The 13,052-nt window shown below is 61.2% G+C and carries 9 protein-coding genes and 1 pseudogene; 8 read left to right on the top strand and 2 right to left on the bottom strand.

Features of this window, described 5'->3' with window-relative positions:
• The first annotated feature begins 191 nt into the window (after positions 1-191).
• The 6 genes from PG5_RS21095 (at position 192) to PG5_RS21070 (ending at position 6,687) form a co-directional block, all read left to right on the top strand.
• The gene (locus tag PG5_RS21095; RefSeq protein ID WP_020799143.1) at positions 192-1,772 is read left to right on the top strand and encodes an aldehyde dehydrogenase (NADP(+)); all 1,581 of its coding nucleotides are present in this window, start codon (positions 192-194) and stop codon (positions 1,770-1,772) included.
• Between the two features lie 90 nt (positions 1,773-1,862).
• Positions 1,863-3,245: an MFS transporter gene (locus PG5_RS21090; protein WP_020799142.1), complete on the top strand. Its 1,383-nt coding sequence runs from the start codon at positions 1,863-1,865 to the stop codon at positions 3,243-3,245.
• Positions 3,242-3,982 carry an SDR family oxidoreductase gene (locus PG5_RS21085; RefSeq protein WP_020799141.1) on the top strand — a complete coding sequence of 247 codons (741 nt, stop codon included), beginning with the start codon at positions 3,242-3,244 and terminating at the stop codon, positions 3,980-3,982. The genes PG5_RS21090 and PG5_RS21085 overlap by 4 nt, the downstream gene beginning before the upstream one ends.
• A 39-nt stretch (positions 3,983-4,021) precedes the next feature.
• A complete protein-coding gene (locus PG5_RS21080) occupies positions 4,022-4,870 on the top strand; it encodes an ureidoglycolate lyase (protein ID WP_020799140.1) in 849 nt (282 codons plus the stop codon).
• A 126-nt stretch (positions 4,871-4,996) separates the two neighbouring features.
• On the top strand, positions 4,997-5,746 hold the full coding sequence (locus PG5_RS21075; RefSeq protein WP_020799139.1) for an electron transfer flavoprotein subunit beta/FixA family protein: 750 nt from the start codon (positions 4,997-4,999) through the stop codon (positions 5,744-5,746).
• Positions 5,746-6,687, top strand: coding sequence for an electron transfer flavoprotein subunit alpha/FixB family protein (locus PG5_RS21070; RefSeq protein ID WP_020799138.1), 942 nt, complete (start codon positions 5,746-5,748; stop codon positions 6,685-6,687). The genes PG5_RS21075 and PG5_RS21070 overlap by 1 nt, the downstream gene beginning before the upstream one ends.
• Positions 6,688-6,721: 34 nt before the next feature.
• Here the strand turns inward: PG5_RS21070 and PG5_RS21065 are convergent.
• Positions 6,722-6,904, bottom strand: a pseudogene (locus tag PG5_RS21065) (LysR family transcriptional regulator); the annotation flags it as partial.
• Positions 6,905-7,035: 131 nt separating this feature from the next.
• Between PG5_RS21065 and PG5_RS21060 the strand changes: the two are divergent.
• On the top strand, positions 7,036-8,817 hold the full coding sequence (locus PG5_RS21060) for an acyl-CoA dehydrogenase C-terminal domain-containing protein (RefSeq protein WP_020799136.1): 1,782 nt from the start codon (positions 7,036-7,038) through the stop codon (positions 8,815-8,817).
• 196 nt (positions 8,818-9,013) lie between these two features.
• On the top strand, positions 9,014-10,198 hold the full coding sequence (locus tag PG5_RS21055) for an acetyl-CoA C-acyltransferase (protein WP_020799135.1): 1,185 nt from the start codon (positions 9,014-9,016) through the stop codon (positions 10,196-10,198).
• 48 nt (positions 10,199-10,246) lie between these two features.
• On the opposite strand, the gene PG5_RS21050 is transcribed toward PG5_RS21055, so the two are convergent.
• Positions 10,247-12,943, bottom strand: coding sequence for a LuxR C-terminal-related transcriptional regulator (locus PG5_RS21050; protein WP_020799133.1), 2,697 nt, complete (start codon positions 12,941-12,943; stop codon positions 10,247-10,249).
• Positions 12,944-13,052: the final 109 nt, after the last annotated feature.

The following is a 13,052-nucleotide window of genomic DNA, read 5'->3' as shown; positions in this document are numbered from 1 at the left end:
CGTTACCGCAGCAACGGATACAAACCCGAATAAGGGACCCGCAGCCCCCTACCTAAAGTGAACAGCATCATGGAATTGATGGTTTTTTCGATAACAGATCGTTATCGGTTAATCCGAAAATGCCATTGGGAATGAATCGATTCGCGACAGTAAAGTAGCGCCTGGCTTCCAATCAGGGTTAGGAGACTGTCATGCCCGAACTGTCCGGACACAATTTCATCGCCGGTGGCCGCAGTGCCGCCGGATCGGTCGTGTTGCACAGCGTTGACGCGACGACCGGGCAAGCGCTGCCCACGGCCTTCTTCCAGGCCACGGCCGAGGAAGTGGACGCCGCTGCCAGGGCCGCAGCTTCGGCAGATCCGATCTACCGTAACTTGCCAGCCGCGCGCCGGGCCGAATTTCTTGAAGCGATTGCCAACGAGCTGGATGCACTGGGTGATGATTTTGTAGCCCTGGTCTGCCAGGAGACGGCCCTGCCGTCGGCACGCATCCAAGGTGAACGCTCGCGTACCAGCGGCCAGATGCGGTTGTTTGCCCAGACCCTGCGTCGCGGCGACTTCTACGGGGCGCGCATCGATCTGCCACTGCCTGAACGTCAACCCTTGCCGCGTGTCGATATACGCCAGTGTCGCCTGGGTGTCGGCCCGGTTGCGGTGTTCGGCGCGAGTAACTTTCCGTTGGCATTCTCGACCGCCGGTGGTGATACCGCCGCTGCGCTTGCCGCGGGCTGCCCGGTGGTGTTCAAGGCCCACAGCGGGCACATGGCGACCGCCGAACGGGTGGCCGAAGCCATCATTCGAGCCGCCGAGCAGACCGACATGCCCAAGGGCGTGTTCAACATGATCTTCGGTGCTGGCGTCGGCGAGGCGCTGGTCAAGCATCCGCTGATACAGGCCGTCGGGTTCACCGGTTCACTCAAGGGCGGCAGGGCGCTGTGCGACATGGCGGCTGCACGTGCGCAGCCGATCCCGGTGTTCGCCGAGATGAGCAGCATCAACCCGGTATTGGTGTTGCCTCAAGCGTTGCAGGTTCGCGGCGAGCGTATCGCCAGCGAACTGGCGGCGTCGGTGGTCATGGGGGCGGGGCAGTTTTGCACCAATCCCGGCCTGGTCATCGGCATCCGCTCTGCGGCGTTCAGCGGGTTCGTGCAGACCCTCGCGGCTTTGTTGGCCGATCAATCGCCGCAAACCCTGCTCAATGCCGGTGGCCTGCGCAGTTATGTGCAGGGTTGCGAAGCGTTGCTGGCGCACCCGCAAATCACCCGGCTGGCCGGCCAGGCGCAGCAGGGCAACCAGGCTTGTGCCCAGTTGTTCCAGGCCGATGTCAGCCTGCTGCTGACAGGTAATGAACTGTTGCAGGAAGAAATCTTCGGCCCGGCCACCGTGGTGGTTGAAGTCGCTGATCGAGCTGAGCTGTTGGCGGCCTTGCAAGGGTTGCGCGGTCAGTTGACAGCGACATTGGTGGGTGAGCTCGAGGAGCTTGAAGCATCTACCGACCTGGTCGCGCTGCTTGAGCATAAAGTCGGCCGTGTACTGATCAATGGCTATCCAACGGGTGTGGAAGTCTGCGAGGCCATGGTCCACGGCGGCCCTTGGCCGGCGACGTCGGATGCCCGTGGCACGTCGGTAGGGACTTTGGCCATCGATCGCTTCCTGCGTCCGGTGTGCTATCAGAACTTCCCTGATGCCTTGCTCCCGCAAGCCCTGCAGAACCGCAACCCATTGGGGCTTGCGCGCCTGGTCAATGGAGAAAAAACCACAGCGGCACTCTAGTCATCGTTCCATCGCCGAGTGAACGGTTCGCTCGGCCTGACCCATTCGATAAAAACAATCAGGCATGTCCACATGCCCAGGGGTTACCTCATGCAAACGATATCCGAGCAAATACCTGCGCAGGCGAGCGCTGGCGAGCTCGACTTTGAAGACCGGACCTACCGCAAGGTCATCTGGCGCATCCTGCCCGTCCTGCTCCTGTGCTATATGGCGGCCTACCTGGACCGGGTCAACATCGGCTTTGCCAAGCTCGACATGCTCAACGAGCTGCAATTCAGCAATACCGTCTATGCCTTGGGCGCCAGTATGTTCTTCTGGGGCTACTTCCTCTTTGAAGTGCCGAGCAACCTGTTGCTGCATCGCTACGGTGCACGCTTCTGGATTGCGCGGATCATGTTGACCTGGGCCGTGATCTCCATGGCCGTAGCCTTCACCGTACCGCTGGCGGGTTTTTTCCATATCGAATCGAGCACCATGTTCTACGTGCTGCGTTTCCTGTTGGGGATCTGTGAAGCCGGCTTCTTCCCCGGGGTGATTCTCTACCTCAACTACTGGTTTCCGACCCATCGGCAAAGCCGGGTGATGTCCGGATTCCTGATGGCCATGCCGATCAGCCTGACCTTGGGCGGTATCCTTTCCGGTTGGTTGATGAACAGCATGCAAGGTGTGCATGGTATGTCCGGCTGGCAGTGGATGCTGATCATCGAAGGCATTCCTTCGGTAATCATGGCGTTCGTCGTGATCGTCTGCCTGGCCAATAACATCGACTCCGCCAAATGGCTGTCGGCTGCGGAAAAAGCCTTGCTCAAGGCTAATCTGCAAACCGACAACCAGGGCAAGGCCTCGCGCTTGAGCGAAGTGTTCTTCAACCCGCGGGTGTGGCTGCTGGTGCTGATCCTGCTGACCTTCAACACCGGATTCTACGGCCTGGCGTTCTGGATGCCCTCGATCATCAAGAGCACGGGTATCACCAACAGCCTGCACATTGGCTTGCTGACCGCCATTCCCTATGCCGTGGCAGTCGTGGCAATGCTGCTCAACGCCCGCCACTCCAACCGCACCGGTGAGCGACGCATGCACGCGGCGATTCCGGCATTCATCGGTGGCGTCGGCCTGATCCTCAGCGCTTACTTTGCGAACAACCTGGTGCTGTCGGTGTTCTTCCTCAGTATCGCCGCTTCCGGGATTCTCAGCCTGATGCCGATTTTCTGGACCCTCCCGGGAACCGTGCTGTCGGGTGTCGCTGCGGCAGCCGGCATCGGCATGATCAACGCCTTCGGCAATCTGTCTGGCTTCACCGGTTCGATGATCACTGCCGTGGCGGAGAACCTCACCGGCAATATCAACAACGGTACCTATGTATTGGCGCTGTGCCTGTTCGTCAGCGGCGGGCTGATCCTGGCCATTCCCGCATCGATGCTCGGCAAGACTGCCAAAACCGCAATCACTCCCGCGAAGCTGGAGACGGCATGAACCTGCAGGACAAACGCGTGCTGATCACGGCAGCAGGCCAAGGCATCGGCATGGCCAGCGCCCTGGCCTTTGCCAGGGCCGGTGCCGAGGTGTTTGCCACGGACATCGATATCCAGGGGTTGGCGGGCGTCGAGGGCATCACTGCCCTCAGCCTGGACGTGACGTCAGCCCGTGCCATCGGCGAAACCAGTGAACGTATCGGTGGACTGGACGTACTTTTCAACTGCGCGGGTTATGTGGCCAGTGGCAACATTCTCGAATGTGACGAAGCGTCCTGGGCGCGTTCGATGGACATCAACGTCACCGCCATGTACCGGATGATCCGCACGTTCTTGCCTGGCATGCTGGAGCGTGGTGGCGGTTCGATCATCAACATGTCTTCGGTGGTATCGAGCGTCAAAGGCGTGCCCAACCGATTCGCCTATGCTGCCAGCAAGGCCGCCGTGGTGGGATTGACCAAAGCCGTTGCCGCTGACTTCATTGGCCAGGGCATTCGCTGCAATGCGATTTGCCCGGGCACCGTGGAGTCGCCGTCGCTGCGCCAGCGCATCGCTGTCCAGGCCGAGCAGCAAGGCGTTGACGAAGCGCAAGTCTACCGGCAATTCCTCGACCGCCAGCCCATGGGACGAATCGGCAGCGCCGAAGAGATCGCCCAGTTGGCCTTGTACCTGGGCAGCGATGCGTCTGCCTATACCACGGGCGGTGTGCATGTCATCGATGGCGGCATGAGCATCTGACACCCGCTTTGCACTATTGCGTTCAAGCAGGAGAACCACATGAAACTGTTGCGTTATGGCGAAAAGGGGTCGGAGAAGCCGGGCCTGCTGGATGCCGACAATCAAATCCGCGATCTCTCTGGCCACGTGCAGGATATCACCGGGCAGGTCCTGAGCCCTGAAAGCCTGGCAACGCTTGCTGCGATCGATCCAGCCAGCCTGCCGATCGTTGCCGGGCAGCCGCGTATTGGTGCTTGTGTGGGGCAAGTCGGGAAGTTTATCTGCATCGGGCTGAACTACGCCGACCATGCGGCAGAGTCGAACATGGAAGTGCCCAAGGAGCCAATCATCTTCGGCAAATGGACCAGTGCCATCTGCGGCCCGGACGACAACCTTGAGATTCCGCGGGGCTCGCTCAAGACTGATTGGGAGGTGGAACTTGGCGTGGTCATCGGCAAAGGCGGGCGATACATCGATGAAGCCAACGCCATGGAGCATGTCGCCGGCTACTGCGTGATCAACGATGTCTCTGAGCGTGAATGGCAACTGGAGCGCGGCGGTACCTGGGACAAGGGCAAAGGCTTCGACACGTTCGGCCCGCTCGGCCCGTGGCTGGTCACCCGGGATGAAATTGCCGACCCTCATGCCCTGGACCTGTGGCTGGAGGTTGACGGCCACCGCTACCAGCAAGGCAACACGCGCACGCTGATCTTCAATGTGCCGCAACTGATTGCCTACCTGAGTCGGTGCATGAGCCTGCAACCGGGCGATGTGATTTCCACGGGCACGCCACCGGGCGTCGGGCTGGGCATCAAGCCGCAGCCGGTGTTCCTGCGTGCGGGGCAGACGATTCGCCTGGGCATCGCGGGCTTGGGCGAGCAGCGACAGGTGACCGTGCAAGCGGATTGACCAAGGATAACGACGCCGAAGGAGGGGGGCGTACGGACGTATCACCCACCCATTCAAGGGAGGGTAAGGCATGTCGCCCTTTGGGTAAGCTTCGAATACCCAATCTTTATGCAGGCGACAATTCCAATGAAAGTAATGGCTGCAGTAAAGCGAGTGGTCGACTACAACGTCAAAGTCCGGGTGAAGGCGGACGGTAGTGGCGTCGACCTCTCCAACGTGAAAATGGCAATGAACCCTTTCTGCGAAATCGCCGTGGAAGAAGCGGTTCGCCTCAAGGAACAAGGGGTCGCCAGCGAAGTGGTAGTAGTCACCGTGGGTTCTTCGGGTGCGCAGGAGCAGTTGCGCACCGCACTGGCGCTGGGTGCTGATCGTGCCATTCTCGTCGAAGCGGCAGATGACCTGGGTTCGCTGGCGGTTGCCAGGCTGCTCAAGGCGGTGGTCGACAAGGAACAACCGCAATTGGTGATCCTCGGCAAGCAAGCGATCGACAGTGATAACAACCAGACTGGCCAGATGCTTGCTGCATTGAGCGGCTACGGTCAGGGCACGTTCGCCTCCAAAGTCGAAATCAGCGGCGACAGCGTAGCCGTCACCCGTGAAATCGACGGCGGCGCGCAGACCGTTTCCCTGAAGCTGCCGGCCATCGTCACCACCGACCTGCGTTTGAACGAGCCGCGCTACGCGTCCCTGCCCAATATCATGAAAGCCAAGAAGAAGCCTCTCGAGACGCTGACTCCCGACGCTTTGGGCGTTTCCACTGTCTCCACCAACAAGACCCTGAAAGTCGAGGCCCCGGCGGCACGCAGCGCGGGAATCAAGGTCAAGTCGGTGGCAGAACTGGTCGAGAAACTGAAAAACGAAGCGAAGGTGATCTGATGACTATTTTGGTAATTGCTGAACACGACAACCACACAGTGGCTGCGGCCACACTGAATACCGTGGCTGCCGCTGCCAAAATCGGTGGTGAGGTGCACGTGTTGGTGGCAGGTGCCGGCGTGGCTGCGGTGGCTGAAGCCGCCGCAAGCATCGTGGGTGTGGCCAAGGTTTTGCTGGCCGACAACGTTGCGTACGCCCATCAACTGCCTGAGAACGTTGCGCCGCTGGTGACCGGGCTGGTGCTGGAACAGCGCTCGATCTACAACCACGTCCTGGCCCCGGCGACGTCCAACGGCAAAAATGTCCTGCCCCGGGTTGCCGCCGCGCTGGACGTCGACCAGATTTCCGAGATCATCGCCGTGCAAAGCGCCGACACCTTCCAGCGTCCCATCTACGCCGGTAACGCCATTGCCACCGTGCAATCCAACGCCTCGGTGAAAGTGATCACCGTGCGCGCTACCGGTTTCGATCCGGTGGCCGCTGTTGGCGGCTCGGCAACCGTCGAAGTCGTTGACACGCTTTACGACGCCGGCACTTCCAGCTTCGTTGGCGAAACCCTGGCTAAATCCGACCGCCCCGAGCTGACCGCCGCCAAGGTCATCGTTTCGGGGGGGCGTGGTATGCAGAACGGTGACAACTTCAAGCACCTGTACGCGCTGGCGGACAAACTCGGCGCAGGTGTCGGCGCTTCGCGTGCGGCGGTCGACGCAGGTTTTGTCGCCAACGACATGCAGGTCGGGCAGACCGGCAAGATCGTAGCGCCGCAGCTGTACATTGCCGTCGGTATTTCCGGCGCGATCCAGCACTTGGCGGGGATGAAGGACTCCAAAGTGATCGTGGCGATCAACAAGGACGAAGAAGCACCGATCTTCCAGGTGGCGGATTACGGGCTGGTGGCGGATTTGTTCGAAGCCGTGCCGGAGTTTGAGCGACTGGTTTGATTTTTCACGTGCTGAATTGGAGTTCGCTCATAGAGCGCATGCGCCGCCCAACCCGTACCAACAGCGGGTCATCGAGTTGTTCGCGCAAACGCGCCAGGGCGTTGCTCACGGTTGGCTGGCTGAGCGCCAGGCGCGAGGCAGCGCGGGAGACGTTCTGCTCGCGCAGCAGCACATCGAGGATGCGCAGCAGGTTGAGATCGAAGTTGGTTGTATTCACTTAGCAAATATCACGCATATGAAAATGAAATTTCTCAAATAGTAGGCGGCTGCTTAGGGTGTCGGCAATCCTTGTTTTTCTACTTGGAATATGGGTGTGGGCAAACTTTTTGACGATGTGGAGAGTAGGGCATGAGTTATCAAGCGCCGCTGCGCGATATGCGTTTTGTGCTGCACGAACTGTTTGACGTGAGCGGGCATTGCCAGCAACTGGACAACGGTCTGGACCGCGACACCATCGACGGAGTTCTCGAAGAGGCCGCGCGGTTTGCCGCCGAAGTAGTAGCACCGCTCAACCGCAACAGCGACGAGCAGGGCTGTCGGTTGCAGGATGGCGAGGTGACCACGCCGGATGGTTTTCGCCAGGCTTATAAACAGTTTGTCGAGCAGGGCTGGGCGAGCATGACCGGACCGCTGGAGTTCGGCGGGCAAGGCTTCCCGCAGATGCTGTCGGCGAGTTTCCACGAGATGCTGATGAGTGCCTCGTTGTCGTTTCGCGTCTACTCCGGGCTGACCGAAGGCACGGTCCTGGCCCTGGATCGCCATGGCAGCGCCGAACTCAAGCAGCGATACCTTGCGCAACTGGTCAGCGGCGAGTGGACGGGCACCATGTGCCTCACCGAACCCCAGGCCGGCTCAGACCTGGCACTGCTGCGCACCCGCGCCCAGCCCCAGGTGGATGGCAGCTACCAGCTCAGCGGCAGCAAGATCTTCATCAGCGGCGGCGAACAGGATTTGAGCGACAACATCATTCACCTGGTGCTCGCTCGATTGCCGGATGCACCGCCGGGTATCAAAGGGATCAGCCTGTTCCTGGTACCCAAGTGGCTGCTCGACGCCGATGGATCGCCCGCTGCGCGCAATGCCCTGAGCTGCGGGGCGCTGGAGCACAAGATGGGCATCAAGGGTGCGTCTACCTGCGTGATGAATTTCGACGGCGCCACGGGTTGGTTGGTCGGTCAGCCGAATCAAGGCCTGGCCTGCATGTTCACGATGATGAACGATGCGCGCTTCCAGGTTGGATTGCAGGGCCTGGGCATTGCCGAAGCGGCATTCCAGGGCGGCCTGGCCTATGCGCGCGAACGCTTGCAATCACGCGCCATCAAAGGTCCCGTGGCACTGGACAAGCCTGCCGATCCGATCATCGTTCACCCTGACGTACGGCGCATGCTGCTGATCCAGAAGACCCTCAGTGAAGGCTGCCGGATGCTTGCGGCCTATGCGGCCAGGCAACTGGATCTGGAGCACGGCGCCAGCGATCCGGCGGCACGTGAAGCCGCGGCCCGTCGTGCCGCTTTCCTCATTCCTGTGGTCAAGGCGTTCTTCACCGATTGCGGCCAGGAGGTGGCCAGCCTTGGCGTGCAGCTGTACGGCGGCCATGGGTTTATCCGCGAGTGGGGCATGGAGCAGTTGATGCGCGACAGCCGCATCACCCAGCTTTACGAAGGCACCAACGGCATCCAGGCACTGGACCTGATCCGTCGCAAGTTACTCGGTGATGGCGGCAGCGAACTCAACGCGTTGATCGACGAGTTGGCCACGCAGGTGCATCAGGCGACGGCTCAGCCAGAGATGGCCGAGCGGGTCGGACAGCGCCTTGAAGAGTGGCGAGCGCTGGGCCACTCGGTGCTGCAAGCCTGTCGCCACGATCCCGAGGAAATCGGCGCGGTGTCGGTGGATTTCCTCGCCTACTCGGCGTACGTGATGTTGGCGGCGCTGTGGTTGCAGGCGGCTGTACGTGCCAGCCAGGCATTGGCGGCGGGCAGTGGTGACGCGGCGTTCTACCAGGCCAAGCTGCAATCGGCGGACTTTTATCTGCGCCGGGTCCTGCCACGGGCCGGCGCGCATCGAGAGGCCTTGCTGGCCGGTGCGGGCTGCCTGATGGCCATGCCGGAGCGATCCTTCGCGTTCTGAAAAACCTGGGCTGTAACCTCAAAAGGGGGGGGCGGCCCAGCCAGTGAGCTGGCTACGCTTGCCCCACCCGGATCCTCTCGTTCTCACCTGCCCAACAGATGGACACTCGAACGCCGGAAATCGCCCGGTCCCTATCCCTCACCCCCAGCGGGCGGCACGTTGCCGCCTCTGCGACTGATCGTTGGAGCGCAATACCATGCAAGACGCCGTTATCGTTTCCACTGCCCGCACGCCCATCGCCAAGGCCTTCCGAGGGGCGTTCAACGATTTCAAATCGCCGTCGATGAGCGCGGTGGCGATTCGCGCCGCCGTCGAACGCGCGGCCATCGAGCCGGGCGAAATCGATGACCTGGTGCTGGGCACCGCCATGCAAAGCGGCACTGCAGCAACCAATCTGGCGCGCCTGTCTGCCTTGGCGGCTGGCTTGCCATTGTCGGTCAGCGGCCAGACCATCGATCGCCAATGCGCTTCGGGCCTGATGGCGATTGCCATTGCCGCCAAACAGATCATGGTGGATGGCATGCAGGTGACCATCGGTGCCGGTCAGGAGCAGATCAGCCTGGTACAAAACCCGCACACGCAATTCGCCGCCAATGAGCAGGATGCCAATGTGCAGCGCATGGCCGAGCATGCCTATATGCCGATGCTGCAGACCGCAGAAATCGTTGCCCGGCGCTACAACATCAGTCGCGAAGCCCAGGACGCCTACAGCCTGCAATCCCAGCAACGTACCGCAGCGGCCCAGGCAGCCGGCTTGTTCGCCGACGAGATCATACCGGTCAGCGTGCGCAAGAAAGTCGTCGACAAGCAAAGCGGTGCCATTAGCTACGAAGATGTGCGCCTGACCCTGGACGAAGGCAATCGCCCGCAAACCACCCTGGCCAATCTGCAAGCTCTGGCGCCAGTGCGCGAAGGCGGTTGCATCACCGCGGGCAATGCCAGTCAATTGTCCGATGGCGCCAGCGCGTGTGTGTTGATGAGCGGTGCATTGGCAGCCCGTTCCTCGGTAAGTCCATTGGGCTTGTATCGCGGCATCGCGGTGGCAGGTTTGGCGCCGGAAGAGATGGGCATCGGCCCGGTGCTGGCAATCCCCAAATTGCTCCGTCAGCACGGCCTGCGCGTGGATGATATCGGGCTGTGGGAAATCAACGAGGCCTTTGCCTGTCAGGTGTTGTATAGCGCGCAAACACTGGGCATCGACCCCGCAAAACTGAACGTCAATGGCGGGTCGATCGCCATCGGTCATCCCTACGGCATGAGTGGCGCGCGCATGGTTGGCCACGCGTTACTGGAGGGCAAACGCCGTGGGGTGAAGTACGTGGTGGTGAGCATGTGCGTCGGCGGTGGCATGGGCGCCGCCGGTTTATTCGAAGTGCTCTGATTTTCCCGGGCGCGCCATGTCATCTGGACGGCGCGCAATTGGCAAAAATCAGTCGATCAGCTTGTGATTGCGTGCCCAGACCATGGCGTCGTACCGGCTCGAAACGCCCAGCTTGGCGTAGATGTTGCGCAGGTTCCATTTCACCGTGTCCAGGCTGATGTCCAGCGTGTGGGCGATGCGCTTGCTCGACATGGCCTGGGAAACGAGGCTGAGGATCTCGCGTTCGCGTGGCGTCAATTGCGGCGCTTGCCCGGTGGTCGTGGTCCGCCGCGAACGTGATGTCGGGAGGGGCGGCGCGCAAGGGCCGGTGAGCTTGCCGAGCAGTTCGTCGACGTACTGACGCAGGGGGGTGTCCAGGGGGCTTTGGGATAGACGCGAAAGCAGTTTCTCGCTCAATGCCCCTTCATCCAGCAAGGTACGGACCAGCCCCAGGCGTCGCCCGTTCTCCACGGCCTCACGGAGTCGTGCGAGGGAGTCTTCCGGGCGATCGAGATCATCCAGCACGCCGGCACGCAGCAGGTCGGCGAGCACGCCAAGGCGGTGGCGCTGGAAACTATCGGCGTAGTGTCTTACTTCGTCCAAGGCTTGCAGGGCGGCTTGGGAGTCGACGCTAGTGAGAATCCGCGCCCGCGCCAAAGCGGCAATGGCCGGCAGTTCTGCCCGGCCACCGTGCTCGCTGCTGTGGTCGCGGGCAATCTCTTCGAGGGTTTGCAACAACTCCACGGCCTGATTACGCTGGCCCTTGACCAGGCTCACGCGGATCTGTTCGCCCAATAACTGAGCCACTGGGCGAATTTGTCCGAGGCTGCGCAGGTGGGAAATTTGCTGGCGCAGGAAGGCGAGGGCGGTATCCGGGCCTTTTTGCAACAGGTCCAGGCGGCTGCGGCTGATGTTGGTGCGCACAATGACATCGGGAACGGAGGAGTGCAGTAAGCCAGAGCGGTTGGCGATCAACTCGCGCGCGTCATCGATCCGGTCAAGCTCGTAAAACGCATCGGCCAGCAGGCTGGCACAGAGGTTGGCGCAGATCGATCGATGCCCACCCTCGCGTGTGGAGCGCTCGAGCAGTTCGGATACCAGCGGTTCGGCCACGCCGATTTCGCCGCAAACGATATAGGTGGTCAAGCGTGCCGATTCCGCGACCAATGCCATGTCATTGCCGCGATCCTGCGGGGGTATAGGATGAATGTCGAACAGGCGTCGGGCATCGGCATAGCGTCCCGCCGTGTAATAGGCCACGCACAGTGCCGCCAGCAGCATGTAGCGTAAGAAGGGATTGTCCATAGGTGCATCACGCACAGGTTCCAGCAAGGCAATGGTGCGCTCGCTGTCATCTTCCTGCACGGCGATGGCGGCATGGATCAGCGGTATGCCGCTGGCCAGTTCAGGGTGTTCGCTCAGGCCACTGGCCTGTAGACGCTCTAGCCAGGCTTTTGCACGTTCCGGACGCGAGGTCAGCGAAACCGTGATGCAGGCCAGGAACAGCAGGCGCTGGTGGCGAAACAGCACGTCCTCGGGCAAACGCTCCAACAGGCGTAAGGTCGGAGCGAGATAAGCCAGGCTCCAGGTCTTTGGCGCGCTCTGCTCTATCACCTGAATGGCAAACTCGACGTCGTCGCCCAGGCTGGCGTGGCGAACTGCCTCGGTCAGGCAGCTGTGTCCGGCGAACCAATGGGCTGCGAGGCGGTGCAAGGCACGGATGTCCTTTTTTCGACGCTCCAGGCGTGCGCTGAGGAATTCCCCGAACAGCGGCTGGAAGCGATACCAGGTCATGCGGTCTTCGGAGTCGACCCGATTGATCAGCAGGTTCTCGTCTTCCATGCGCTGAAGCAGTTCACCGGCGTTGGCATGGCCGGTCACGGCAGCGGCCATCGGGGCGTTGAAGCGGCGGAAGATCGACAACGTTTCGGCAACTTCGACCAGTTCTTCGGGCAGGTGCGCCACCACTTCTTCGCTCAGGTAGCTTTGCAGGTCGCTTGAGCGCCAGACCAGATCGTTGAGAATCGAGCGGGTTGAAGGGCGGTTCTTGAGCATGATGACGATCAGTTGCAGGCAAGAGGGCCAGCCGCTGGTCAGTTCCTGGATCAGGCTCAGTTCATCGGCATTGATCTTGTCCGTGCCCAGGTTCTCCTCCACGAAGGTGCGGGTCTCGGCCAGGTCAAACGGCAGTTCGACGCTTTCGATTTCAGCCAGTTGGTCCATGACGCGCAGTCGAGAGAGGCTTAACGGCGGATTGACCCGCGACACGAGCACCAGGTGCAGGTTGCCCGGACTCTGGTCGAGCAGCTTTTGAATCAGCTTGTGGGCAAGAGGGGTTTCCACATGGTGATAGTCGTCGACAATCAGGTAGAGCTCTTTGCTCAACTGGGTCGCAGCCTCGACGATAATCGCGACGCAGGCTTGCAACGCAGGCTCCGTGGTGTCCTCGCGGAGCAGGTCAACGTCCACTTCAATGCCCAACCGCCGCAATCCTTCGAAAAACGCTGAGCAGAAGGCGGTGTAGCCCTTGTCCTCGACCGTCAGCGACACCCAGGCCACTTCCGCGCCGGCCATGAGCCGGTCCTGGCGCCACTGCGCCATCAGGGTCGTTTTACCGTAACCCGCAGCGCCGGTGACCAGCGCCAATTTGCAATGCTGCATGCGCTGAAGCTGAGCGAGCAGCGCGGTGCGAGGCACATGGCGGGTACCGATGCGCGGTGGTGAAAACTTGGTCGAAACCAGATGTCTGGCTGGGGTGTCTGGCAACTTCTTATCCTCGCGCCACGGTCACGGCGACTCACGCGCCGGGCGAAACTAGCCAACCTGTCGATGCAGGTCAAGATTTTACGATAGCTGCAGTTAAGCGCTTGTGGGA

This window comes from Pseudomonas sp. G5(2012) (assembly GCF_000408945.1).
Classification (GTDB): domain Bacteria; phylum Pseudomonadota; class Gammaproteobacteria; order Pseudomonadales; family Pseudomonadaceae; genus Aquipseudomonas; species Aquipseudomonas umsongensis.
This window is presented reverse-complemented; position numbering and strand designations above follow the sequence as displayed.

What these genes read in the sequence shown, in the direction of transcription:
- PG5_RS21095 (WP_020799143.1), top strand. Translation starts at nt 192, where the DNA reads ATGCCCGAACTGTCCGGACACAATTTCATCGCCGGTGGCCGCAGTGCC.
- PG5_RS21090 (WP_020799142.1), top strand. Translation starts at nt 1,863, where the DNA reads ATGCAAACGATATCCGAGCAAATACCTGCGCAGGCGAGCGCTGGCGAG.
- PG5_RS21085 (WP_020799141.1), top strand. Translation starts at nt 3,242, where the DNA reads ATGAACCTGCAGGACAAACGCGTGCTGATCACGGCAGCAGGCCAAGGC.
- PG5_RS21080 (WP_020799140.1), top strand. Translation starts at nt 4,022, where the DNA reads ATGAAACTGTTGCGTTATGGCGAAAAGGGGTCGGAGAAGCCGGGCCTG.
- PG5_RS21075 (WP_020799139.1), top strand. Translation starts at nt 4,997, where the DNA reads ATGAAAGTAATGGCTGCAGTAAAGCGAGTGGTCGACTACAACGTCAAA.
- PG5_RS21070 (WP_020799138.1), top strand. Translation starts at nt 5,746, where the DNA reads ATGACTATTTTGGTAATTGCTGAACACGACAACCACACAGTGGCTGCG.
- PG5_RS21060 (WP_020799136.1), top strand. Translation starts at nt 7,036, where the DNA reads ATGAGTTATCAAGCGCCGCTGCGCGATATGCGTTTTGTGCTGCACGAA.
- PG5_RS21055 (WP_020799135.1), top strand. Translation starts at nt 9,014, where the DNA reads ATGCAAGACGCCGTTATCGTTTCCACTGCCCGCACGCCCATCGCCAAG.